This window comes from Flavobacterium sp. 245, assembly GCF_004362055.1.
In the GTDB taxonomy this organism is placed as follows: domain Bacteria; phylum Bacteroidota; class Bacteroidia; order Flavobacteriales; family Flavobacteriaceae; genus Flavobacterium.
Genome location: NZ_SNXB01000004.1, coordinates 151,037 through 174,740, shown reverse-complemented (window position 1 = coordinate 174,740; position 23,704 = coordinate 151,037). Strand labels below are relative to the sequence as shown.

Annotated in this window: 19 protein-coding genes; 8 read left to right on the top strand and 11 right to left on the bottom strand. The window is 32.2% G+C overall.

Annotated features, from left to right (window positions below):
- Positions 1-77 precede the first annotated feature (77 nt).
- On the bottom strand, positions 78-710 hold the full coding sequence (locus tag EV145_RS09550) for a hypothetical protein (RefSeq protein WP_133524989.1): 633 nt from the start codon (positions 708-710) through the stop codon (positions 78-80).
- A gap of 8 nt (positions 711-718) precedes the next feature.
- On the bottom strand, positions 719-1,213 hold the full coding sequence (locus EV145_RS09545; protein WP_059118031.1) for an RNA polymerase sigma factor: 495 nt from the start codon (positions 1,211-1,213) through the stop codon (positions 719-721).
- A 149-nt stretch (positions 1,214-1,362) separates the two neighbouring features.
- Here EV145_RS09545 and EV145_RS09540 point away from each other — a divergent pair, with 149 nt between their 5' ends.
- Positions 1,363-4,125 (top strand): carboxypeptidase-like regulatory domain-containing protein, encoded by a 2,763-nt coding sequence (locus EV145_RS09540; RefSeq protein WP_133524988.1) that lies wholly within the window; start codon positions 1,363-1,365, stop codon positions 4,123-4,125.
- Between the two features lie 4 nt (positions 4,126-4,129).
- Positions 4,130-8,674 carry a TonB-dependent receptor plug domain-containing protein gene (locus EV145_RS09535; RefSeq protein ID WP_133524987.1) on the top strand — a complete coding sequence of 1,515 codons (4,545 nt, stop codon included), beginning with the start codon at positions 4,130-4,132 and terminating at the stop codon, positions 8,672-8,674.
- A 71-nt stretch (positions 8,675-8,745) separates the two neighbouring features.
- Here EV145_RS09535 and EV145_RS09530 read toward each other — a convergent pair whose 3' ends face one another.
- Positions 8,746-9,807, bottom strand: coding sequence for a DUF3810 domain-containing protein (locus tag EV145_RS09530; RefSeq protein ID WP_133524986.1), 1,062 nt, complete (start codon positions 9,805-9,807; stop codon positions 8,746-8,748).
- A 176-nt stretch (positions 9,808-9,983) separates the two neighbouring features.
- Between EV145_RS09530 and EV145_RS09525 the strand changes: the two genes are divergently transcribed.
- Positions 9,984-11,444: an aminoacyl-histidine dipeptidase gene (locus EV145_RS09525; protein WP_133524985.1), complete on the top strand. Its 1,461-nt coding sequence runs from the start codon at positions 9,984-9,986 to the stop codon at positions 11,442-11,444.
- Positions 11,445-11,720: 276 nt separating this feature from the next.
- On the opposite strand, the gene EV145_RS09515 is transcribed toward EV145_RS09525, so the two are convergent.
- From EV145_RS09515 to EV145_RS09480, 8 genes are all read right to left on the bottom strand, one after another.
- Positions 11,721-12,275, bottom strand: a complete 555-nt coding sequence (locus EV145_RS09515) for a GrpB family protein (RefSeq protein ID WP_133524984.1) — start codon at positions 12,273-12,275, stop codon at positions 11,721-11,723.
- Positions 12,276-12,410: 135 nt separating this feature from the next.
- Positions 12,411-12,806 (bottom strand): hypothetical protein, encoded by a 396-nt coding sequence (locus EV145_RS09510; RefSeq protein WP_133524983.1) that lies wholly within the window; start codon positions 12,804-12,806, stop codon positions 12,411-12,413.
- 205 nt (positions 12,807-13,011) lie between these two features.
- Entirely contained in the window at positions 13,012-13,740 is a 729-nt protein-coding gene (locus EV145_RS09505) for a carbon-nitrogen hydrolase family protein (RefSeq protein WP_133524982.1), read from the bottom strand.
- Positions 13,741-13,955: 215 nt separating this feature from the next.
- Positions 13,956-15,266: a DUF389 domain-containing protein gene (locus tag EV145_RS09500; protein ID WP_133524981.1), complete on the bottom strand. Its 1,311-nt coding sequence runs from the start codon at positions 15,264-15,266 to the stop codon at positions 13,956-13,958.
- Between the two features lie 178 nt (positions 15,267-15,444).
- On the bottom strand, positions 15,445-16,218 hold the full coding sequence (locus EV145_RS09495; RefSeq protein WP_133524980.1) for a carboxypeptidase-like regulatory domain-containing protein: 774 nt from the start codon (positions 16,216-16,218) through the stop codon (positions 15,445-15,447).
- Positions 16,219-16,426: 208 nt separating this feature from the next.
- On the bottom strand, positions 16,427-18,328 hold the full coding sequence (locus EV145_RS09490) for a DEAD/DEAH box helicase (RefSeq protein WP_133524979.1): 1,902 nt from the start codon (positions 18,326-18,328) through the stop codon (positions 16,427-16,429).
- A gap of 204 nt (positions 18,329-18,532) precedes the next feature.
- A complete protein-coding gene (locus tag EV145_RS09485; protein WP_133524978.1) occupies positions 18,533-19,111 on the bottom strand; it encodes a non-canonical purine NTP diphosphatase in 579 nt (192 codons plus the stop codon).
- On the bottom strand, positions 19,083-19,481 hold the full coding sequence (locus EV145_RS09480) for a DUF2809 domain-containing protein (protein WP_133524977.1): 399 nt from the start codon (positions 19,479-19,481) through the stop codon (positions 19,083-19,085). Before EV145_RS09480 ends, EV145_RS09485 begins: the two co-directional genes overlap by 29 nt.
- A 215-nt stretch (positions 19,482-19,696) precedes the next feature.
- Between EV145_RS09480 and EV145_RS09475 the strand changes: the two genes are divergently transcribed.
- The 5 genes from EV145_RS09475 (at position 19,697) to EV145_RS09455 (ending at position 23,654) form a co-directional block, all read left to right on the top strand.
- Positions 19,697-20,875 carry a glycoside hydrolase family 88 protein gene (locus EV145_RS09475; RefSeq protein WP_133524976.1) on the top strand — a complete coding sequence of 393 codons (1,179 nt, stop codon included), beginning with the start codon at positions 19,697-19,699 and terminating at the stop codon, positions 20,873-20,875.
- 132 nt (positions 20,876-21,007) lie between these two features.
- Positions 21,008-21,787, top strand: coding sequence for a hypothetical protein (locus EV145_RS09470; RefSeq protein WP_133524975.1), 780 nt, complete (start codon positions 21,008-21,010; stop codon positions 21,785-21,787).
- Positions 21,787-22,512 carry a hypothetical protein gene (locus EV145_RS09465; protein WP_133524974.1) on the top strand — a complete coding sequence of 242 codons (726 nt, stop codon included), beginning with the start codon at positions 21,787-21,789 and terminating at the stop codon, positions 22,510-22,512. Before EV145_RS09470 ends, EV145_RS09465 begins: the two co-directional genes overlap by 1 nt.
- A gap of 90 nt (positions 22,513-22,602) precedes the next feature.
- Positions 22,603-23,007 (top strand): hypothetical protein, encoded by a 405-nt coding sequence (locus tag EV145_RS09460; RefSeq protein WP_133524973.1) that lies wholly within the window; start codon positions 22,603-22,605, stop codon positions 23,005-23,007.
- 209 nt (positions 23,008-23,216) lie between these two features.
- Positions 23,217-23,654 (top strand): hypothetical protein, encoded by a 438-nt coding sequence (locus EV145_RS09455; protein WP_133524972.1) that lies wholly within the window; start codon positions 23,217-23,219, stop codon positions 23,652-23,654.
- Positions 23,655-23,704 lie beyond the last annotated feature (50 nt).

The window sequence follows — 23,704 nt, the reverse complement described above, 5'->3', positions numbered from 1 at the left end:
GGTTTGAAAAAACTTAGAACCTCAGTATCTTAGCATCTCAGCATCTCAGAACCTTAGCATCTTAGAACCTCAGTATCTTAGAAATCAATTTTCTTCAGCTCTTTATAATTAGTGTATAATCTGCGTAATAAAGTTCCGTACACCAATCTGTAAATACACCAGAATAGACCCAATATGCCTACTATTATCAGAAATAAAATTCCGATAGTAAAAAACATTGTTTTTCCGCTTTCAGCAAGTTGCTCTCTAAAAAATGCCATATCTGGATTGTAAACAAAAGCAATAAAGTAGCTTAAAATGGTTATTAAAACAAGCATTCCAAGATTATACCACACATAATACTGAACTGTTTTTCGAGTTCTTAAAATCGCACTCATAAGAGATTTTGTTGCTACTGTAGTTGAAATTGTTTTGTAATTTTTATAAAAAACAACAATAAAAAACAGCACAACTATATAGTTGAAATAGGTAAGGATTTCCATTGCCAATACAATCTCCGGATGATTCATTTTTTGCAATAAATCGTCAGTATTGATAAAAAGATTTGAGAAAGTCCAAAAGGTGACTTCCAAAATACTGATAATCAAAATCCATTTCACAATTGAAGATGATTTTTTGTGAATCATTCTGTAGATTTCTTTTTCAGAAATTTGCTCAAAAGAATCCGAGTTCTTTTGCCAGTCTTTTTTTAATAAATCCAGTTCTTTCATAATAATTTTTAAGGATTTAGTATTTTTTTAAGTTTCCCTTTGATCCTGTTCATTTTCACGCGCGCATTCACTTCGCTGATCCCTAGAGTTTCAGCTATTTCTTGATAATCTTTGTCTTCTAAATACATAAAAACTAATGCTTTTTCGATGTCGTTAAGCTGATAAACCGCTTTGTACATCAATTTAATCTGTTCTTCTTCTTCATAGTTGTAATCAACATCTTTTACAAAATGTTGATGACTTTCATATTCTACTGTCGATATGGTTCTTTTGGTTTTTCGATATAAGGTAATGGCAGTATTTAAAGCAACACGATACGTCCAGGTCGAAAATTTACTGTCGCCTCTAAATTTTGGATACGCTTTCCAGAGCTGAATGGTAATTTCTTGAAACAAGTCTTTGTGAGCATCTTCGCCAGCAGTATATAATCTACAAATCTTGTGGATTATATTCTGATTTGCTTGCAATTGCGCAACAAATGACTGTTCTAGATTTTCGCTCATAAAGTATTAGTAGTGTTGAAATCACTTTTGTTACAGTGTGAAGTTAAAAAAAATTAACATAAAATTAAATTTTTGCTGTATTCTTACATTTTTTTATTTAGCTCCCAACCTTTTAATCAGAATTGGGCTCTATAGTATAAAACAGCAGTATGAAAAAACTATTACTATTTCTTTTTTTATCAGCCATTGGTCATTCTCAATCTATTTTTAAAGGCACTGTCAAATATGAAGGGGAGCCGATTCCGGGCGCGCAAGTGTGTGTGCTTCATACAAAAAATTGTGTAGTTACAGATTTTGACGGAAATTATTCTATTGCAGTAAAAGAAGGTGATTTATTGCAGATTTCCTGTATTGGAATGGAAACAAAAGTAATTAAAATTACCAATAGGACTTTACTGGAAAACGATGAAAGAGTAGTACCTATAGTAAGTGATGATTATACTGATAAAATAGAAAAATCTAGTGATTCAGTGCCAATTTCTAAACCTTCTGGATACTATGATAATAGTCTGACATTGAATTTTAATGGTCAGGACATAAAGAATATTATTCGGAAAGAAAATGGTTTTTATCTGCTGAAAAATCAAGCCGACTACAATAAAACATCTTTTGAAGTCGCTCAGGAACTTTTAATTTCATCACCATTTCGTCTTCCAAAATATCAAAATTTATATGCACAGGGAAGAAGCCAAAATGGTGCGTTGACGTATCAGTCGCCACAGACAAATGAAATTTTCAGCTGGGGTCCGCAAGTCAGTTCATTGCAGCATTCTCAGAATGTTTCAGAATATTATCCTCAGGGTGATATTGTGAATAGGACTTCTGCTGGTGCAAATCAGTTGGAACTTTATAATCCGAATCATTTTTTTCAAAATACTGTAGATAGCAAAACCTCTTTAAGCGCTCAGATTATTGGTCCAAAGAAAAACTTCTTAAAAATAAACTTTGCTTATAAAACCGGAAATATTGCGATTCCAGATACTCGTAATAATGAAATTACAACCTCTTTGAGATATTTCAGACAGGTTTCAGACAAGAGTAAAATAGACGCTATTTTGAGTTACAACAATTTTAAAAATAATTTATCGAACTCCAATTTTGCGATTAATAAAATTGTTTTTGCAAATGCCGTTACTCCAATTCATTTTGATAATAGTATTGCTTCCATTTTATCAAATGGTTCACAGAGAAATTATTCGGCCTTAGAGAATAATCCCTATTATTTATTGCAGAACAATCTCGACAGAAATAAAAGCCAAATGCTGTCATTTAATTTTAATCACGATTACGATGGTTTGTATAACGAAAATAAGATAAACGTAAGTTTTCAATCTTCTGAAATAAAAAACACAAACGGACAGCCTTTTTATATGGCTGGAATTACTGCGCCAAATTTTAATGAAAGAACCGAGAATTTTAAAAGCATTTCGGTGTCAGATGTTTACCGACATAATTTTGGTTATATGAAGTTTATAGAATCAAAGATTGATTTCAGATTTTTTGATCGGGAATTGAATCGTGATTATTTCAGCGGATTTGCTTTTTCTTCTGATTTTCCAAAAAACAGTCAAAATCAGACTAATCTTGATGTCGCTCAGGATCGATTTGAAGTTTTTTATAATATAAATGGTTCGTTTGTTATTGAGAATGTAACTGGTCGAAACAATGATATGATTATAAAAGCGAAAACCGACTTGAATTATTCGTCGACGGTTCAAAATCATTTTATGACAAATTATTACGGATCAGCCGAATTAAAAAATATTCTCGACACTCGTCTGAATTTTGGAATTGATTACGGTTACAATGAAATCGAGCCTTCGTTGCAAAACAATAATTTAAATTTTAATTCAATGCGTTTTCAAATCAATCAATTTAAACAACTTGAAAATGATTTGGAATTAATAACGCCAAGAGGTGCAGCGCCTACAAAAGAACAGATTACGAATCTTAAATTGAGTTATGAATTTAATTATTGGAATGTAAATCTGAATTATTATTCTAAAAAAGTGGATAATTTGTACACTCCAATTCTAAATTCTAATACAGTCAGCTGGTCGCCAGATGTTAATTACAAACAAAACGGAATCGAATTTGAAATTCAGAAACCATTTTCTTATTACCACGACATTAACTATAATTTCAATTTAAATTTTACTTATTATAAAAATAAAGTAACAAGCTTAAATAATCATTTGAGCAGTATTCCATTTGCCGGTTTTGCTGATGTTAATAAAAATTATATAGTGGGACAGCCACTTGGAGTTATCGTTGGAAACGGTTATTTGAGAGACAGCAATAAAAACGTAATTATCGGCAATGACGGTTTTCCTATAAAAGATGCACAGCCTAAAATTTTAGGAAATCCAAATCCAGATTTTGTTGTGGGATTTTTTAATGCTTTTAAATATAAAGAGCTAATGCTGAATTTAACTTTTGAATGGAGTCAGGGAGGAGAAATTTGGAACGGAACACAGCAGACCTTGAATTATTATGGAAAATCTGAATTGACAGGAAATCAGCGTAATGTTACCAATTACATATTTGATGGCGTAACACAAAATGGTTTGCCAAATACAAAAGCGGTTTCGTTTTATGATGCCGGACTTCCGGTGGAGCAGAATCGCTGGGTGAGATACGGAACTGAAGGAATAGCCGAAGATGCAATTGAAGATGCAACTTATTTTAGATTGAGTTCAATTAGTTTATCGTACTCAAAAGCAACAAATTGGACACGAAACAATCTAAATTTTACTCTTACAGTTTTTATGAACAATGCTTTTATTGCCTCTAAAAGTAAATCGGCTTTTAGTAGTAATTCCATGTTTAATTCAATCGATACCACCGGATTAGAGTATTTCAATTCGCCAATGATGAAAAGTTTTGGTTCGTCTTTAACTATTAAATTTTAATCCGATGAAAAATATAAAATACTTATTCATTTTATTAGCGTTTCAGACTATTTTTTCTCAAAATATTGAAAGTGATTGGAATGCAGTGTATAAATGGTCAATAACAGAAAAAGTTTATTTGCAGTTCAATAACGTATTGTATTTTCCGGGTGAAACAATTCATTTTAAAGCCTATATAACAAAAAGTGACAACAGGCCCACAACTTTGAGCGATTATTTATATGTTGATTTATTAGACGGCAGCAACAAGAAAATAAACAGTCAAATCTATCTTATAAAAGATGGAAATGCCGTAGGATCGTATGCAATTCCAGAAAATGGAGCTTCAGGAATTTATAAAATTCGGGCTTATACAAGAATTCAGGATCAGGTTGCTGAAAATATTTTTGAGAAAACGGTTTTTGTGCAAAAAGTGATTTCGCCAAGAATTTTAATGACTTTAGATTTCAACAAAAAAGCCTACGGAAAAGGAGAAATCTGTGAAGCCGATTTTGAGCTTAAAAATCTGGAAAATCAGCCTATTAAAAATTATGATTTTAAATACGATGTTTTTATTGGAGGAACAAAAATGGATTCGCTTCACGCAAAAACAGATGATTTAGGAAAAGCAGTGATTCAATTTAAACTTCCAGAAAATTTAAAATCTATTGATGGAATTTTGAATGTTATGCTGGATTACGATAATTTCAAAGAATCGGTTACGCGTTCTATTCCAATAAACCTGAATTTTGTTGATCTGCAGTTTCTGGCAGAAAGCGGTAATTTAGTTCTGAACGAAGCGTCGTCATTGTTTTTTATAGCAAAAAATGAATTTGGGCTTCCAATGGATGTTGCTGGATTTATTGAAGATGAAAAAGGGAATAAAATTACAGATTTCAAAAGTTTTCACGACGGAATGGGGAACGTCGCATTAAAATCAGAAGAAAATAAAAAATATTTTGCTGTTGTGACTTCTCCCTTTAAATCGGAAGGAAAAATTGCATTGCCCGTGGCAGAAAAAAATCTGTTTGTATTAAATGCAGAGAAAAATCAGGAAAATGTTCTTTTGAAAATTTATGCGCCAACAGACGCTTCCGGAAAATTATTAGTTCGTAATACGGCAAAAATTAACAAAACATTGGTACTGAATTTAGTTCCAGGCTTGAATACTATTTCGATCAATACAAAAGAATTTCCAATGGGAATTCAGTCTTTTTCATTATTGATTCAAGACAAAATTGTAGCTGAAAGATTGGTTTTTGTAAACTATCAGGACGGACTTAAAATTCAAATAAAAACTGATAAGGAAAATTATCTGCCAAGAGAAAAAGTAAAAGTTTCGATTGTTACAAAAGATAAAAACAATGCGCCAATTGCGTCTAATCTTTCCGTTTCGGTGGCCGATTCAAAGCTGTTGACGTATATTGATGACAAACAAGATAATATAGTGTCGTGGCTTCTTTTAGGTTCTGAATTAAAAGGAAAAATTCATGAGCCAAGGTTTTATTTTGATGAAAACAAACCGCTTCAAGAAAGAGAAAAAGCCATTGATTTGCTTTTGAATACCCATGGATGGAGAAAATACGATCAAAAAGAGCTACAAAAACTTTTGTCAGAAGCAGCCAATATTCAGCCGGAAAAAAGCAATACCATTGAAGGATTTGTCCTGACTAAAAAAGGAAAACCGGCCAGTGTAAAAGTGATGTTTTTTACAGATCAAGGAAAAGTTTTTGAAACAAAAAGCAACAAAAGTGGTTATTTTAAATTCAGCCGAATTCATTTTTCTGATTTTGGTTTTCTGATCGCTGAACATAAAAGTAATCGTGAGCTTACAATTAAAAATTCATACACAGATGAACGCGAATTTTGGAAATTAAAAGACACCCTTACAGATATATCAATATCAAATATACATTACAAGTACACAGAAGAGAAAGAAAAAACGACCAGAAATGTCCAATTATCTGGGAGCAGTATAATTTTAGATGCTAATTCTAATGCATTACAGGAAGTTGTTACAATAGGTTACGGGATGACAACTAGAAAAGCACTTACAGGCTCAATTGTGAAGATTTCTGCTCAGGAAATTTTTTCAAATGCATTGAGCGGGCGCGCCGCAGGAATTCAGATTTCGTCATCTTCGGGTCAGATTGCTTCGGCAGATAAAGTTGTTATAAGAGGATTGTCATCTATTTACGGAAACAGATCGGGTGGTCAGCCCTTAATTGTCGTTGATGGAATTGCGTATGCAAATAATGAAAATTCATCCGTATTTGGCAGTCTTCCTTTAAATTCTATAGAATCGGTAACAATATTAAAAGATGCTTCTGCTACTGCCGTTTACGGGTCAGCGGGTGCTTACGGAGTTATTTATGTTACAACAAAAAATAAGGCAAATCCGGCCAATATTATATTTGGCAAAACGCACAATTATACATTTCAGGAAATTAAGCGATATAAAGCAAAAGATTTAAATGAAGCGGAGACTTTTTATGCGCCAATATACAAATCAGTAATCACCGAAGAAAAAACCGATTTTAGAAACTGTATTTATTGGAATTCTATTATTCAGACAAATAATCAAGGCGAGGCTCATTTTGAATTTTATAATTCAGATGATAATACGTCTTTTAAAATTTTAGCCGAAGGAATATCATATAAAGGTGATGTTGGGAAAGCAGAAGCTGTTTTTACAGTAAAAGATTTAATTCAGACTGATGTAAAAGTGCCTTTATATGCATCTCAGAAGGACAAAATGGTATTGCCACTTTGGTTAAAAAACAATTCTGATAAAATTTTGAAACTAGATTGCCAGGTCAATTTCAATAAACAAAATCTTATCCTGAAAGATTCCTTAATCAATTTAAAACCAAATGAATCAAGAACTATTAACATAACTGTAAAGACAGACAAAACAGGTAAACAGTTGCCATTGGAAATTCTGCTGAATGCTGAAAATTTTAAGTCAAAAATCAAAAAAAGCATTGATGTATTTTCAAAAGACTTTCCTATGAATATTGCTATTTCGGGAGGCAGATCGCAAACAAAAGATTTTACTGTTGCAGAAGTTGTTCCGGGTTCAATAGATTCTGGATTTAAGTTATTCCTGAATCCATTTTCTTCCATTTTTGATGGTCTCGAAAGCATGATGCGAGAGCCCGGAGGTTGTTTTGAACAGGTTTCATCTTCAAATTATCCAAATATTATGGCAATGCAGTTGTTGAAATTTAAAAATACTGCTCCAGAGTTTAAAGAAAGAGCTTTGAAATATTTAGAAAGTGGTTATACGAAATTAAAAAATTACGAATCAAAAGATGGCGGTTTTGAATGGTATGGCGGTAATCCCGGCAACGAAGCTTTGACGGCTTACGGCTTACTCCAGTTTCATGAAATGAAAGAGTATATCAATATTGATCAAAAATTAATTATTCGATCAATGAACTGGCTAGATTCCAGAAAAGATGATAAGGGAGGATTTAAGCAAAACCATGCAAAATACGGCTTTTCAGGAATCAAATATGTTGTAAACAATGCTTTCATCGTTTATGTTTTGTCTGAAATAGGGCAGGTAGATATTGAGAAACAATATAATGTAGCTTTAACCGAAGCCTTAAAAAGCAATGATTTGTACCGAATGAATTTGCTGGCTCTGGCTTCGTTTAATCTTAAAAAAATGCCTGAATACAAACAACTTATGGATTTGATTAGAGCAAAAGTTAATAAACTCGGATTTCAAGGGCTTTACGCAGAACAATCGGTTATTAACAGTTACGGCAGATCGATGAATATTGAAATTGCGTCATTGTATGCGCTCGCTTTATTAAAGGAGAAAAATAATGCAAAAGAGGATTTGAAAGAGATTTACGATGTTTTAGATTATATTCAGCGTGCAAGAAATTCGTATGGTTTTGGTTCTACACAAGCTACGGCACTTGCTTTGAAAGCGATTACAGAATTTACTAAAATCAATGTTGAATCGAGTATTTCAAATGATATAGTTATGAAGCTCAATAACGAAGCGATTGATTTAACAAAAAGAGATGTCAGTGAAAATGTGATCTTAAAAGATTTAAAGATTAATGTTGGGAATAATAAATTTTCAATTCAAATTCCTGAAGAAAAATCGATTCCCTACTTATTTTATGTCCAGTATCAAACTCTACTGCCAAATAATGCTAAAGAATGCAAAGTGAATTTAAAAACAAAATCATTGGTAAGTAAACTGAAAATAAGTGAAACAGCAAGAGTCGAAATCGAAATTCAGAATAAAAGCAATGAACAAGTTTCAAACCCGATTGCCAGAATTGGAATTCCAGGAGGCTTAACTCCAGAACCTTGGCAGCTTAAAGAATTAATTGAGAAAAATGTAGTAGATTATTATGAAATTTTTGGAAATGAATTAGTGCTTTATTTCAGAAAATTAGATGCCAAAGAAATAAGAAAAGTAAATATTGATTTTAAAGCACTTATTCCTGGGAAATACAAAGGCGTTGCTTCATCAGCTTATTTGTATTATGAAAATGAACACAAAAATTGGAATTCTGGTTTAGAAATTGAAGTTTTGCCTTAATTTAAAAGTGGATTATCCTAACAGGTTTTCAAAACCTGTTAGGTATTTTTCGTTGCAACATAAGCAAAGAATCAGAACTCTTTCCCTTTATAATAATTAATCATCAAATCAATAAACTTGCTATAACTTTCCATACCATCTTTTTGATTATTTGATTTTAAGAAATTATCATAAACAAAATGAAAACCCTCGTCAATAACAGTGTCGTATTTCTGCCAGAAATCATGACTTTCTTGATAGTTTTTTAAAATCCCAACATGAACTGTTTTCTTTAATTGATTAAAGATTTTTTCGTTTTTAAACTGCCATATTCCGAGGCAATAACGCAAAGCAAAACTATATCCGGAATATTGATAATATAAATTGTCATTTTTTACAGTTGCCAAAACTCCAATGAAGTTGCATTCATTTTCACTTGCAAAACCGATTTGATGCGCCATTTCATGCGAACTTGTAATGGGGAAATTATACATTGGCAGTAAGTCATTTACTTGGGCTTCATTTGTAAACGGATTTAAATAACCGCCAAATCCCATGTAAGTCAAAGGAACGCTGAACAATGATTTTTTGACACTCAAAATTTCGTATTTAAAATAAGGATGTTCTTTTGCTAAATGATCATATCCGCTGACATTCATTTTAAAAACTTCTTTTTGAGAATAAGGAAAAACTACTTTCGCAGAATCGTTTTTTGCAAGCTGAAGTTGAATTTCATTGGTTTTACTAATTAGTTTTTTTGTAAAAGCTAATAGATCGGCATCGGTATATTCTTTTTTAATTCCCATTTTTTCGAACAATGGTTCGCGATAATAGTTGAACGCCCAAAGCACATGAAATAGAAAATAAAAAACAGAAATTTTTCCTAAGATTTTTAGAATGTGATCTTTCCAATCTGTTTTCCACGTTTTTCTTATTTGCCAAAACCAACTGATAATGGAAAGAATTAAAATAGCATAAATACAGTCACCAACAGAAAACGGAATTTTACCCAAAAGTGTTCTCGAAAAATGCGAAATTCTGATATAAAGATTATTGCTATAGGCGCCTTCAACAAAATCCGGAAAAAAGGGAAGGATTTTTAGAAAGATAATTTGAATGACTAGAAATAAGGGCAAAATATATTTTGATTTCACATTGTAAATTTTGGTTACGTAAATATAAATACAATATTAGTACTAAAAAAAGATTGTATTTGTGGAATTTGATTTTAAAGCAGATAATTAGTGCTAATTCGTGAAATTTGTGGCAGAAAAAAATATAAACTTTGTAACTTTGACATTCTTAATTGTTAAACTTCAAACAAAATATAATGAGTCAGGAAATTAGAAATCTGGAGCCTAAAGCGCTATGGAATAAATTTGCAGATTTAAATGCTGTTCCGCGTCCGTCGAAAAAAGAAGAACGTGTTATCGAGTTTATGAAAAACTTTGGAAATAGCTTAGGTCTGGAAACTTTTGAAGATGAAATCAGAAATGTAATCATCAGAAAACCTGCAACTCCAGGAATGGAAAACCGCAAGCCAATTGTAATGCAAGGACACCTTGATATGGTGCACCAAAAAAATGCAGATACTGTTTTCGATTTTGATACCCAAGGAATCGATATGTATGTTGATGGTGACTGGGTTCGTGCGCGCGGTACAACTCTTGGTGCAGACAACGGACTTGGAGTAGCTACAATTATGGCGATTTTAGAAAGCAAAGATATTCCACATCCTGCAATCGAGGCTTTGTTTACAATTGATGAAGAAACTGGAATGACGGGAGCATTAAATCTTAAAGGAGGTATTTTGCAAGGTCAGATTTTGCTGAATTTGGATACTGAAGAAGATGACGAAATTGATATTGGATGCGCTGGCGGAATTGATGTTACGGCGACAAGAACGTATCATGAAGAAGAAGTTCCGGAAGGGTCTGTTGGTTATACGATTACAGTAAAAGGCTTAAACGGAGGACATTCAGGAATGGATATTCATAAAGGTTTAGGAAATGCTAATAAAATCATGAATCGTTTGTTATTTGACGCTTTTGAAAACTTTGGTTTACAGATCGTTGAAGTTAACGGAGGAAGCTTAAGAAATGCAATTCCGAGAGAAAGTGTTGCTAAAGTAATTATTTCTCAAATGTTTGATGAAGCCTATGTTTACGATATGCAGGAAATTATTGCTGATATCAAAGCAGAATATAAAACTACTGAACCAAACTTATCGATTGAAATCGTGAAAGGCGATTTGCCGGAAAAAGTGATGGATTTAGGTGTTCAGGAAGGAATTATCAGAGCGATATACGCGGCTCAAAATGGTGTTTACAGAATGAGTGCTGATATGGCCGATTTGGTTGAAACTTCAAACAATATTGCTCGTGTAATCATCAAAGACGGAGAAGTATTAGTAGGATGTTTAACGCGTTCTTCTGTTGAATCTTCAAAATTTGATTTGGCTAATTCTTTACGTTCGGCTTTTGAATTAGTTGGATGCGAAGTAGAACTTACAGGTTCGTACCCAGGATGGACGCCAAATGTAAATTCTGAAATTCTAGAAGTTTTAAAAGAGATTTACGAGAAACAAAATGGTGAACTGCCTAAAGTTGTTGCGTGCCACGCTGGTTTAGAGTGTGGTATCTTAGGAACTAATTATCCAGATATGGACATGATTTCTTTTGGCCCGACTATTCACGGAGCGCATTCTCCAGACGAAAGAGCAAGTATTTCATCTGCTCAAAAATATTGGAAATTTGTATTGGAAATTCTATCGAATATACCAGTTAAATAGAGTATTCAGTTTGCAGTCGCAGTGATCAGTTAGAAAGTAAACTGAAAACTGCGACTGCGACTGAAAACTTAATTAATCTCTCTTCGGAGCATTTTTCTTTTCTCTCTTTTCTTCTTTCTTTTCTTTAGCCGTTTTTAACGGTTCTTTTTTTGCTGTTTTTTTAGCATCTTGACCTTTTGACATGACTTAGCTTGTTAAAGTTATTACAGGTAAATATAGTGTTTTAAGATACTGAAAAAACATAAAAAATCTTCACTTTCACAAATTGAGGATTACCTATTGAAGATTTAATTTAGCTGTTGTGCGTTCGTTTTTTTCTTTTTCTATAATTGAATCAATAAAATCATTAACATTTAGTTCTTTCAGTTCAGCATATTTTTTTCTATCCTGATTTGCTTTTTCGGCTAATTCGTATTTCATTTGTTGATATTCTAATCTTGCCGAATCATTATGTCTTAAAAAATTTCGAGATAAGATGTGTCTTTCTAATGCTTTACTGTTAATTGGGCAAACATAAAGATGATGCTTTATTTTGTCTAATATTTCATTTGTTAATCCACTATTCCTTTTGAATACGTCACGGTCTTCAATTCCTTGATTTCCATTATGGTAATATCCTATTTTCAAAAGTTCTGACTTTATTTTTTGAAAGTCTAATTGTTTAGAGTAGATAATGTCAATGTCGATTATGGGTTTTGAATCTAAATTTGGAACAGAAGTACTTCCAACGTGTTCAATAGCAAAATAAAGACCGTGTAGACCATTTTCAATTTCACTTTTTAAGTTCTCAAAATCTTTAATCCAATTTGATGTATATTTTTCTATCAGCATTCTGTTTTACAATTATTTGATATTTCTAAATTATTGTCAGTCAGGTTACTTTCGGGTTAAAATGACGCACAACGTTTTCACGCCTCAACGAAAATAGCAATTAAAAAACGATAATTCCACTAAAATTGTAAGTAGCTAGATACGTGTGTTGGCTGTAGGTTTTTTTATGTTCAATTTATGTTCGCTCCAATAAAGTTTATAATAATCTTTTCCGATAAAAGCTTCTATATTAAACTTATATTTTCCGCTTTTTATTTCTTCAACTCCAGTACCACAAAGAAAATAAGATATTGTGTCACGTTGCATATTTTTTATTATTCCATCAGGAGTTCCAAAAGGAAGATTATCTTGTATTGATAATTTTTCACAATCAATAACTAAAGATTTTCGTTTTTGTATTTTATAAAATTTACCCTCAATATTTAGAGAATCGATGTCAAAATCAGTTTTATTGTAAACTTCTATTTGAAGTCTTGAATAGAAAAACAAAAAGTATATTGTCGCGATTGTGAAGCAAAGTATTCCTATCAAATATAGTCTCTTTAAATCCATATGTTTTCTAATTGATTTTATTCATTCGTTAGTTTTGCTAAACTTAGTGCCAACGTTCTAGTACTACAGTGGGTTTGGGACTAAATTAAGCCCATTCTTCGGATTTGACAAATATTCTAAATACAAAACCAACTTTCCATTAAGCTAATTGTCCAAATCCGTTGTAGTAGCTGTTAGTGGCAGTTTATATTGTTTGTTCAATAGCTTCTTCTGTTTCGGTGTCAAAAATTAATATCCCTTCACATTTTTCGTTAAGTTGCCCTGCCAAAATACCTTGCTTTGTCCAAACAGAACTTTTTCCAACACTTTGAAAGTTGTCACAATAACCAACACAATTAGACATTAAAACTGGCATTGAAAATTTCATTGCAACTGCTGGATAGTGTAGCATTGCTTTGTCAATACCATTTTGTGATTTTGCAACGCTTGTCACATAAATTTCAGCTCCAAGCTTGTTTACATTTTCTGAATGGTCAGTTTGTAAGCTTTCATAGCAAATTGCAGGGGCAATTTTTTTATTGTCAACTTTCAAAATGATTTGCTTCTCACCATTAACAAAATAAGGAAATTCGTCAGAATGTAATTGTTGTTTTGAATAAATCTGTCTTGGTGTGTCTGGTTGAAAAATTATCATACTAATTTTTATTCCTGAATTTGTCTTTGTCGGCATACCAATTCCAATAGTAATTTTGTGTTTGTTGCTAATTTCTTGGAAGTCGTCAAATTCTCTGTCGTCTTGATTTTTTGCTAACTCTTTTGCAAGTTCAGGTTCATAACCTGTTATAGAAAGTTCAGGAAAAAATATTGTGTCTGCATTATGCAAAATAGCAAGGGCAATCAATTTTTTATGTGTCTCAATATTTGCAGGAATATCTCCTTTGATTGGTTTTGTCTGTGCTACTGAAATTTTCATTCTTTCGTCATTTTAAATTGCCACTAACGTTCTGGTACTACAGCGGGTTTGGGACTAAATTAAACTCATTCTTCGTATCCCCAAATAAAAAAAAACATTTTCCCATTAAGCCAATTGCCCAGATCCTTTGTAGCATCTTGACCTTTTGACATATTTTTTGATTTAGCTATTTTATTTATTTTCAAGTAAATGTAAGCGCTAATTTTTGATTTATATTATTTATTTTGCAGATATACTTCAATTGAATCCTTGGCAAGCCTTTCTTTTATCCACAATTTCATTTTCTTTTGAGTTTGTAAATCCAGCTCTTTTTGTGTCTGATAAAGGATTATCGGAATTATTTTAGACTTATTCTCTTTTGTTTCAATAGTATAATTTCCAATTGCAATAGAAATTACCGATGGAAAAAGTATTTTAACTTCGTTATTAATTTGGTTAGTATTGAATTGATATTGAGACAATTGATTTCTAAGGTTGTTGATTAAAATATCTTTTTTATCAACAACTGTTTGATTATTATTAATCTGGTTCATAATGTCTCGGCTTAAATTAACCGTATCTTGTCTAATAATCAGTTTGGTGTTTGTCAGGTCGTAATCTATTAATCTTTTATTTATAGCCACAATTTCACTGTCACTAAATTTCTTGGTCAAAAAAGCTAATTCAATTTTTTTAGGATCGGAGTTGTATCGTATTTTTTTATAAATAATTGGGTAATCTCTATTGTGGAATTCATTTAGAAGAAAAACTTCTACTTTAGAATTGTAGCTTTTTTGATCGTACAATTGGTAGGCAAAATAAACACTAGGCGTAATTAAGAATAAAATTAAAATTGTAATTCCATATTTGACACGTTTTTGATGTTTTTGATCCAATTGTTTTGTAATGGGATATTTTAAATATTTTACAATCAAAAAAGTTGCAATACAAATAAAAACACAATTAATAGTGTACAAATACATGGCTCCTAAAAAGTAAATGTAATTTCCTAATGCCAAGCCATATCCTGCTGTGCAAAGCGGAGGCATTAAGGCTGTCGCAATTGCTACTCCTGGAATCGGATTTCCTTTTTCTACGCGTGTTACGGCTATCACACCCACTAATCCACCAAAAAAAGCAATTAAAATGTCATAAATATTGGGTGAAGTTCTAGCTAGTAATTCAGATTGGGCTTCTTTAAAAGGGCTTATATAAAAATATAACGTCGAAGTAGCTAAGCTCACTAAAGTGGCAATAATCAGATTTTTAACTGATTTTTTTAAAAGCTCAAAATCGTACATTCCTAAACCAAAACCGGCACCAACAATAGGTCCCATTAAAGGAGAAATTAGCATCGCTCCAATAATTACTGCTGTCGAATTTACATTTAGTCCAACAGAAGCGATAATGATCGCGCAGGCTAAAATCCAGATATTAGAGCCTCTGAACGATACCGAACCTGTAATATTTTCTATTACTGATTTTTTATTTTCTTCGCCTTTGTGAAGATCAATAAAATTTAAAATTTTTTGAGTTAAATCTGTCATAGTATTGCTGGAAAGAGGTGAGAATGTCTAATTTAATCAAAAAAAGGCATCTAATACGTTATTTATGGGAGAAAATATCCTAAATGATGAAATTTGAAAATTAAAAGTTTCGGTTTTAGACAAAAAAAAATCCTCAATTAAAATTAAGGATTTTGATATTTGAGTTTTAAATTAAAACTTAATTACGTTTCAATACTTTATATTGTTCATAACAGCCACTAATAGCATCAAGAATCTGCAAGTCATTTGCTTGCTGAACAAAAGATTCTGAGTAGTTGCAGCGCTGTAAAATCTCCGGAATTTCTTCTTTTGTTATTCCTAACAGCAGGGCAAGAGTTTCTCGGTCATATTTACTTTCAAGAAGATTCCTGATGGTATCATCTTTTTTCATGTCTTTAAGCTTCTTGAGCTCTTTTCCATTTTTTCCAAAGAAATTATAGAGCATATCGGCGGGGTTGAAAATAGATCCTAACACTTTCCCGAAAGCATTTGGAGCATATTCACCAGCTTCATAACCTTGTGTAAGGCCTGAAATACTATAACGGTAGTTTTCTTTTGTCGGAATTAATTTTGAATCGATTTCAAGATATCCAGTCAGGTTGAAAGGAGCAATAACAACTTCTTCAAGTGCAATTGCTTTTTCTGTCAGTTGAATTCTTGTGATTTTGTTTTTTATCCAGTCGTTGGTTACCCTGATACGTAAAGATTGAAATCCCAGAAGAGAGAATTGCAGTGTGTCATTTTGCTGAACATCAATTTCAAAATAACCTTTAGCATCAGACTTTGCGCCTAATACTTTGTTTTTATTGATGATATTTACATTAGGAAGAGGCTGTTTGGTATTATCATTAAAGATATAGCCTGAAACTCTTTGTGGAGCTGTTGATTCTGTTTCTTGGGCAAAACCAATAGTCGTAAATAATATAAAAAAGAAAACTGCGAAATATTTCATATCCTGATTTAAAGCACTAAAAGTAATAAATCGGGATTAAATATTTCGTAGTCTTTGAATTTAATTATAAGAAAATTAACAAAGGATAGCTGTGTTGCTTTTAGTATTTAGTTAAAAAGTGGTAAGGAAAAAGATTGTTGGCATAAAAAAATCCCAAATTCCAATTATGTCTGGAATTTGGGATTTTATATTTTAAGATATTAAAGTATTAATCTCTTCTCGGTCTTCTTGGTCTTGGTGAATCACCAAAGCTTTCAGAACGTCTTGGAGCTCTGTCCGAACCACCTTCGTTTCTTCTGAAACCGCCTTCTCTTGGAGCAGCGTTTCTGTCGCTTCTAAATCCGCCACCAGAACCTTCACGTCTTGGAGCTGCGTTTCTATCGCTTCTAAATCCGCCTCCAGAACCTTCACGTCTTGGAGCAAAGTTTCCTTCTCTTCTTGGTCCGCCAGAATTTCTTCCACCACCACGGTTGTTGTGATCGCGTCTTCCTCCACCATCATTTTTAGAGATTTCAACATTAATACGACGTCCTTCTAATTGAACGTTGTTTAAAACTTCCATTACTTTATCAGTGTGTTCAGGATCAGTGTTAAAGAAAGAGAATCCTTCTTTTACATCAACTTTGAAAACGTCATCACGACCTAAGTCTAATGTTTCTTTCAAGTAATCTTTAAGTGTCATCCAGTCGAAGTTGTCTCTTGAACCGATGTTTACAAAATAACGAACTGCTCCATTATTATTGAATTCTCTTGGTTCAGAATCACTTCTTTCACGTCTTTCACCAGATTGAGCTGAAATATCTCTGTTCTTTTTATAGTAAGCAATAAAACGATTAAATTCTACTGAAACCATTTTCTTAATCAATTCTTCTTTAGATAAATCTTCAAGAACATTGTTGATTGCTGGCAAGTAGTTGTCAATTTCGTGATCAACTTCAGTATCTTTAATTTTGGTTGCTAAGTGCAATAATTGAATTTCGCAGATTTCGATTCCAGATGGAATTGTTTTTTCTTCGAATTTTTGTTTGATGATTCTTTCGATAGAAGAAATTTTACGCAACTCACTTTTTGTAACTATCACAATAGAAGTTCCTAATTTTCCAGCTCTACCAGTACGACCAGAACGGTGGTTGTACGTTTCAATTTCATCAGGTAATTGGTAGTTAACAACGTGTGTTATGTTATCTACGTCAATACCACGTGCAGCAACGTCAGTAGCAACAAGCATCTGAATTTGTCTTCCACGGAAAGATTTCATTACACCATCACGTTGTGCTTGAGATAAATCTCCGTGCAATGCAGCAGCGCTGTATCCATCTTCAATTAATTTTTCAGCTACAGCTTGAGTATCTCTTTTAGTACGACAGAAAACCACAGAGAAAATATCTGGATTAGCATCGGCTAAACGTTTTAAAGCTTCGTAACGGTCACGTGCATTTACTAAGTAAAATTCGTGAGAAACTGTTGCAGAACCTGAGTTCTTAGCTCCAACAGTAATTTCAACTGGTTCGCTCATGAATTGTTTTGCAATTCTAGCAACCTCTTGTGGCATAGTTGCAGAGAACAACCATGTGCTTTTTTGATCTGGAGTATCTGATAAGATAGATACGATGTCTTCATAGAATCCCATGTTCAACATTTCATCAGCCTCATCAAGAATACAGTAATCTATATTTTTAATGTTTACTAAACCTCTATTGATCATGTCTTGCATTCTTCCCGGAGTAGCTACAATAATTTGTGCGCCTCTTTTAATGTCTCTAGCTTGCTCTGTAATACTAGCCCCGCCGTAAACTGCTACCACATTAATACCTTTTTCGTATTTTGAGTAGTTTTTAAGTTCGTTGGTAATCTGTAAACAAAGTTCTCGTGTTGGCGATAAAACTAATGCTTGTGTGTTTCTATTGTCAGCATCAATTTTTTGAATTAGCGGAAAACCGAAAGCTGCCGTTTTCCCTGTCCCTGTCTGAGCCAACGCAACCATATCTGTGTCTTTTTCCAATAATAGGGGAATCGCTTTCTCCTGTACTTCTGACGGATTCTCAAATCCTAGATCTAAAATCGCCTTCAGTAACGATTCATTCAATCCTAATTGTTCAAATTTATTCATATATGTATTTAAAATAGGGTGCAAAATTACTGTTAATTATTCAGATAAACTAATGCTATTTTAAGAATTATGTATTTCTTATGATTTGATAATCAAAAAGTTATGTTTATTGTAAAATGATTTTTGCAGAAGATTGAAGAATTTTCGGAAAAATTACGTCGTGAAATATAAATTTTAGCCTTTAAAATGTTGTATTTTAAACAATTATTTTATTGTGTTCAGAAAATCAATTAGTTGCTCAGTTGCTTTTGCCCGATGGCTGATTTTATTTTTGATTTCTGCCGATAATTCTGCAAAAGTTTGCGAATAATTTTCTGGCTGAAAAATAGGATCGTATCCAAAACCATAATTTCCAGATTTTTCATGCATGATTTTTCCTTTTGCCAAACCTGTAAAAAGATGCTGTTCTCCATTTAAGTTCAATGCAATAACAGTTTTGAACTGCGCATTGCGATTTTCTTCTGCTGATAAAGCCTCTAAAAGTTTATTCATATTATCGTCAGCATTTTTTTGCTCGCCCGCATATCGTGCTGAGTAAACTCCAGGTTCGCCGTTTAATGCAGCGACTTCTAATCCTGTATCATCGGCAAAACAATTGTAGCCATATTTTTCGGTTACATAATTGGCTTTTAAAATAGCATTGCCTTCAATGGTATCGGCGGTTTCAGGAATTTCTTCAAAACAGCCAATTTCTTCAAGACTTAATAATTCTATTGAGCCATTTAGGATACTTTGAATTTCTTTGATTTTGTTTTTATTGTTTGATGCGAAAACGAGTTTCATAACTGCTATATTTAAAAATGATTTTTTCGATAAAAAAGATACATAGTATTCCTGCTGTGTAAGCAAAAATATCTGACCATAAAAAGCCTTGGCCTAAAACATATCTTCCAAAAAGTGTTTTTCTGATTTCAATAATCCATTCTCCTTGATAAAGCTGTAAAAATTCAATGGCATAACAAATCAATAAGGAAAGAAGTACTATATGAATTGCTTTTTTATAGACAAACACAATTCGGACAAGAGCATAAATCATTACTGCATACAGAAAATCACCAATCCATAAAGGAATGAATGAAATTTTTCTTGAAGTGATGCCGAGAAAAACAATCAGTAGAAAAAAAATGAAATAATGAAGTCTGGATTTTTTCAAGTTTACTTTAGATTTTACCCTTCAAACAAAACTACAATTAATCTTTCACTTTTTAGTATTGGTTGCTCTATTTGTCAAAGTTTTGAACTTTGATGCCAAAAAAGAGTAGCCTAATAGTACACTTTTAGGGAATGAAAAATACAAACACTAAAATAAGTTCCCTTTATTTTATAAATTTATCGATTCAATAAACTATACTATTAAAAAATAACCACATGAATGCAAAAATTTTCACTCTGCTTACCGCTTTGTTTTTACTTGGAAATCAGGGTTTCTCTCAAAAGAACACTTCGTTTAATATTAAAAAACAGCTTGATTACTGCGCAGAACAGGCATCAAAAACATTAAAAGTGATTCCGAATGACGGAACTTCTCCAAGAACAGTTCCAAATGGGAGCAAAGATTGGAAATTTGTTGGCTATAAAGATTGGACAAGCGGTTTTTGGCCGGGAGAGTTGTGGTATTTATATCAAGCAACGGGAGATAAAAAATGGGAAAAAGAAGCCGATAAATTCAGCCGATTTTTAACACCTTTATCTGTAAGCAAAGCTGGAGATCATGATTTAGGTTTTCAAATTTTCAATAGTTTTGGAAACGGATACCGTTTAACAAAAAACAAAGAATATAAAGAAATTATCCTTAAAACGGCTGATACATTGGCCACACTTTTTAATCCGAAAGTGGGAACAATTCAATCTTGGCCTCATAATAAAATGGGTGGCCACAATACAATTATTGACAACATGATGAATTTAGAAATGCTTTTTTGGGCATCTAAAAATGGTGGCAGTAAAAAATTGTATGATATTGCAGTAAAGCATGCCGAAACAACAATGAATAATCATTTTAGACCTGATTATACTTCTTATCATGTTGTGATTTATGATTATGAAACGGGAAAAAAGATAAAAGGCAGAACGGCTCAAGGATACAGTGACGATAGTATGTGGGCGAGAGGCCAGGCGTGGGGCATCTACGGTTTTACAATGGTGTACAGAGAAACAAAAGATCCTAAATTTTTAGATTTTGCACATAAAATTGCCCGAGTTTATTTGGATAAATTGACAACAGAAGATTTGATTCCGTATTGGGATTTTAATGCGCCAAATATTCCAAATGAACCGCGTGATGCTTCGGCGGCAGCGATTGTGTCTTCTGCGCTTTTAGAATTAAGTTCTTATACGAAAGATAAAAATCTGAAAAATGAATATTTAACCAAAGCTAAAAAAATGATCGTTTCACTTTCAGATAAATATCAGAGCGGTGACGTTAATTCTGCATTTTTACTTCATTCAACAGGCCACAAACCAGCAGGAAGTGAAATTGACTGTTCTATTAACTACGCAGATTATTACTATTTAGAAGCGCTTTTGAGACTTCAAAAACTAAAATAATTATAAAATGTTTAAAGGAATTATTTTTTAGTTCAAATCATTACAATTTTATAGGTAAAGATTTGGATAAGATTTACTATTGCTTATTTTCGTAGTAAAATATCTATTATTTTAAACGAAAAAAATTGAACTATGATTAGAAAAATTACTCAAGTCTTATTTGTTTTAACGATTTTATTGTCTTTGTCAAGTTGTATGGATACGAAACAAAAGACGCAAGCCTTTGTAAATTCATATAATAATTCGGCAGCTAATTTCAGTAATGAAATAATTACTTCAACAGAAGCAAAAGCATTTCATGATGAAAAAAGAATTGAAATCAATGTTGAAACTACCATAGAGCAAAATGAAAACAATAAATATGTTTATGGACAAATGTTTCCTGCTTTTTTAAAAGAAACACTTTCAACCGATCGCGCTGTTAAGGAATTAGTAGAGGAAGGTGTCGTTTTTGACGTTAATTTTCTAGCAGCAGATAATACATCGATTGCAGAATTTAAAATTGATCAGAAAGAGTTGACTGCGTTAATGAAAAAGAATGGTGGCAAACCGGCAATTTCTGCAGAATCATTAGCAACTGACAGTAGTTCTCAGCTGGATCAGATATTGGTTATGATGAATAAGAACATGCCAATAAAAAATAATGACGGAAGTAAAATTTTAAAAATTTATCTTAATAAAGAAAATCAGCTTGTTTATCAAGTTGAAATGCCAGAAGATGTACTTGAGGTACTAAAAAATAAAGCGGCCAATTCTTTGGTTAAAGAAAGTATTCTAAGAGAAGGTCAGGTGCAAAAAGTAGTTGGTATTGTAAGTCGTTACGGTATTAAAGATATAAAATATGAATATCTAAACGCAAAAGGTAAGATCGTTAATAGTATGATTCTAACCGAAAAAGATCTTAAATTATAATGAGTGGTGAATCAACCAGCTGGAGAACTGTTTTAAGTGTTATTTTTGTTATTGTTAGCGCGGCCAGGCTACTGTACACTTGTTCAAATATGGACAGAAGAAGTACTAATGCACAAAATAGTGTTGATGTCAGCCCCTATGTTATGTCTCAGGATCAAGTGGAGGCAATTGCTGAGCAAAACCGAGTTAATAACCAGATTATAAAGTTTCAAAAGAATAAACTTTCTAACAATTTATTTTATAGCGATTACGCCACATTAGATAGTTTAACTATTTCAGAGCAAGAAGACTATGGAGTTTGCAAGCTAAAAAAAGATTCTTTGATTTTTATTGATATAAAAACACAATTAAATGTTTCAAAAGAATATTATTTGCAAAATAATAATGATGACTCACTTCGTGTAGCCTTTAAATCACCTCGAAACTTAACGATTTTTATTCACGATTTTGAAACCAAAGAAAGCGTAGTGAATGGCCTTAAAAGTCTTAAAAGATATAGTAATCTTCAGAAATTAAAAGTTGAGAATGATCTAGAAATGGGTAAAGTTTTTTCGTATAAAATTTCTAAAGAAGGTAAAAAATTCAATGGTTATGCTCTGGGATTTCAAAGTAAAACAAGAGATTACCAAACTTTTTATGAATTTGAAAGCAGTACGCTCTCAAAAGACATGTTAAAGGACAAAGCATTAGAATTTTTGCTTCAAAATATGAAGCAAAGAAAATAGCGTTTTTTTTGAATCAGATCCCTTTATTAAGTGAATTTGATACGATTGTTAAATTAAATTCCTAAATTTATTTCGTTTAAAATTAAAGTTATGATAAAAAAAATGTCCCTAATTTTCTGTGTTTTTGCAGTTGCAATACTATCTGTAAATTGTAAAAACGCCAAACAAAAACTTCAGGAATATGTTGTTGCCTATAATATTGCTGCGCCAAGTTTTAAGGCCGATAATGTTACATTGACAACCGCAAGAGGTTATATTAACGATAATAAAATTGAATTGCGATTTGAAGCAGGCTTGGAGCAAAATCAAGCCAATAAGATGGCTGGAGACTTGGCATTTTCAAAGCTTCTAAAGGAAATGATCAATAAAAATCAGATTCCAAAAGATTTAGTTGAAGAAGGAATTCAGTTTGATGCTTATTTCTTAGCCAATGATAATACCGTTCTTTCAAAGAAAATTATTGATAAAGAATCTATTTCGGAAATAATAAAATAAAGGAGCTCCTCATATATCAGGCAGTTCAAAGGATTCAAAAACCTCTTTAGCTTTCTAAAGAGGTTTTTTGTTTTATATATTTTGTCTTATTTGTCTCTATGTTATTTGTAATTAAATAATTATATAATTTATTTTTTTGAGCCAATGTTGTTTTTGTGTTATAAGTTTGTTATGTTTGAGTTAAAAAATAACCAAAAACCTAAAAAATTATGAAAAAAATTACCCAAATCGCATTTGTGTTTGTTTTAATTTTAGTGCTTGCCAGTTGCAAAAATACTAAGCAAAAAATTCAGGAGCACGTTAGTAATTACAATACAACAGCTTCTATAAAAGGAGGAAATGTCGTGTCGACCAGCGCGAAAGCATTTTTAAATGATAATAAAATTGAAATTAGAATTGAAACAGATTTGGAAGGAACAGAAGAAAACAAATCGGCATATCAGGAGACCTTCCCAAGTTTGCTTACAGAAATGATTAAAAATGACCAAATCTCTAAAGAGTTAATCGAAGAAGGTGTAAAGTTTGATGTCTATTTTATTTCGTATAATAACATCATTCTTGCAAAACAACTAGTTGACAAAGAAGAATTGGCAATTTTAGAAGGTTCTGCAGGTGCCGGGAACGGAAAAGAAACTGCAAAACTTTAATGCCTGGAAAAGAAAATTACTTTAAAATACATACATGTAAAAAGCCTCTC

Coding starts and splice junctions, on each gene's coding strand:
- EV145_RS09550 (WP_133524989.1), bottom strand. CDS start 710: ATGAAAGAACTGGATTTATTAAAAAAAGACTGGCAAAAGAACTCGGAT.
- EV145_RS09545 (WP_059118031.1), bottom strand. CDS start 1,213: ATGAGCGAAAATCTAGAACAGTCATTTGTTGCGCAATTGCAAGCAAAT.
- EV145_RS09540 (WP_133524988.1), top strand. CDS start 1,363: ATGAAAAAACTATTACTATTTCTTTTTTTATCAGCCATTGGTCATTCT.
- EV145_RS09535 (WP_133524987.1), top strand. CDS start 4,130: ATGAAAAATATAAAATACTTATTCATTTTATTAGCGTTTCAGACTATT.
- EV145_RS09525 (WP_133524985.1), top strand. CDS start 9,984: ATGAGTCAGGAAATTAGAAATCTGGAGCCTAAAGCGCTATGGAATAAA.
- EV145_RS09515 (WP_133524984.1), bottom strand. CDS start 12,275: ATGCTGATAGAAAAATATACATCAAATTGGATTAAAGATTTTGAGAAC.
- EV145_RS09505 (WP_133524982.1), bottom strand. CDS start 13,740: ATGAAAATTTCAGTAGCACAGACAAAACCAATCAAAGGAGATATTCCT.
- EV145_RS09500 (WP_133524981.1), bottom strand. CDS start 15,266: ATGACAGATTTAACTCAAAAAATTTTAAATTTTATTGATCTTCACAAA.
- EV145_RS09495 (WP_133524980.1), bottom strand. CDS start 16,218: ATGAAATATTTCGCAGTTTTCTTTTTTATATTATTTACGACTATTGGT.
- EV145_RS09490 (WP_133524979.1), bottom strand. CDS start 18,328: ATGAATAAATTTGAACAATTAGGATTGAATGAATCGTTACTGAAGGCG.
- EV145_RS09485 (WP_133524978.1), bottom strand. CDS start 19,111: ATGAAACTCGTTTTCGCATCAAACAATAAAAACAAAATCAAAGAAATT.
- EV145_RS09475 (WP_133524976.1), top strand. CDS start 19,697: ATGAATGCAAAAATTTTCACTCTGCTTACCGCTTTGTTTTTACTTGGA.
- EV145_RS09470 (WP_133524975.1), top strand. CDS start 21,008: ATGATTAGAAAAATTACTCAAGTCTTATTTGTTTTAACGATTTTATTG.
- EV145_RS09465 (WP_133524974.1), top strand. CDS start 21,787: ATGAGTGGTGAATCAACCAGCTGGAGAACTGTTTTAAGTGTTATTTTT.
- EV145_RS09460 (WP_133524973.1), top strand. CDS start 22,603: ATGATAAAAAAAATGTCCCTAATTTTCTGTGTTTTTGCAGTTGCAATA.
- EV145_RS09455 (WP_133524972.1), top strand. CDS start 23,217: ATGAAAAAAATTACCCAAATCGCATTTGTGTTTGTTTTAATTTTAGTG.